Source organism: Sediminispirochaeta bajacaliforniensis DSM 16054, from assembly GCF_000378205.1.
Classification (GTDB): Bacteria; Spirochaetota; Spirochaetia; order DSM-16054; family Sediminispirochaetaceae; genus Sediminispirochaeta; species Sediminispirochaeta bajacaliforniensis.
Map to the genome: position 1 here is coordinate 1 of NZ_KB899477.1, position 1,285 is coordinate 1,285.

The following is a 1,285-nucleotide window of genomic DNA, read 5'->3' on the forward strand; positions in this document are numbered from 1 at the left end:
ATCATAGCTGTCCAAAATAAAAGCTATAGAAACTATTAATTGCCTGAAAACCTGTTTATAATGAACATAGTTTGACGACTAAATCATTACAAACAAAGGAGATCAGGCATGAAAAATAATAACAGTATTTTCGGACAAATGCTACAGTTCATTTCGAGATATAAATTCCAAAAGTGCGTAAAAGAGTACCAGTCAGAAAAACACAGCAAAGGTTTTTCATCATGGAGCCACTTTGTTTCAATGCTATTTGGCCAGCTTTCCGGTCAAGATGGTCTTAGGGGCATTGAAACAGGAATGGCAGCCCAGGGGCAAAAACTCTATCATCTAGGAGTAGATAGTGTAAAACGGTCTACTCTTTCATATGCCAACAATCACAGAACCCACAGGGTTTTTAAAGCAGTATTTGAATCTCTGCTTAAAAAAGTTACATCCAATGCACCTGGACATAGGTTCAAATTTAAGAACCGACTATACAGTGTTGATGCTACAACCATCGATCTTTCTTTAGGACTATATGATTGGGCCAGGTTCAGGAAAAAGAAAGGCGGAATTAAAGTTCATGTAAAAATGAACCATTCTGGATATATCCCAGAGTTTATTACTGTAACAACGGCAAAGCAGCATGAAGGCAGAGAAATCGATAAAATGCAGCTCAAGTCAGGAGATGTAGTGGCGTTTGATAGAGCCTACACAAACTACAATCGCTTTGCAACTTATTGTAGAGACGGGATTTACTTTGTCACCCGCATAAAAAAGAACGCCAATTACAAAGTTATAAAACGACATACTGTAAGTAAGCATAAAAACATAAGTTCCGATCAGATAATTGAGATGGTTGGTTTTTACACAAGGAAAAACTGCCCCATGTATTTACGACGAATCAGGGTTAAAGATCCTAAAACCGGAAAATATATTGTGATCCTAACAAATCAGATGGAATGGTCCCCAGCAACAGTAGCTGCAGTATATAAAGACCGATGGCAAATTGAAATCTTTTTCAAGGCTATGAAACAGAATCTCAAGATAAAAAGTTTCCTCGGAACCAGTCGAAATGCAATACTTATTCAAATATGGACTGCAATGATTTCTTACCTGTTATTGAGTTATCTTAAATTTCTATCAACCCATAAATGGACAATTGGAAGTCTGATGAATGTCATCCCAATGCTTCTATTTTCCAGGCGAAGTTTATGGGAATGGTTGAATAAGCCATTCGGGGTTTCGTCATCTCCTCAAGATTTAACGCTTCAGATGGAGTTGCTATGATTATTTTGGACAGCTATGA

At 37.3% G+C, this 1,285-nt stretch carries 1 protein-coding gene; it reads left to right on the forward strand.

Features of this window, described 5'->3' with window-relative positions; all coding sequences use genetic code 11:
• Window positions 1–108 precede the first annotated feature (108 nt).
• Window positions 109–1,266, forward strand: a complete 1,158-nt coding sequence (locus tag F459_RS0121960; RefSeq protein ID WP_020614782.1) for an IS4 family transposase — start codon at window positions 109–111, stop codon at window positions 1,264–1,266.
• The last annotated feature ends 19 nt before the right edge of the window (window positions 1,267–1,285 follow it).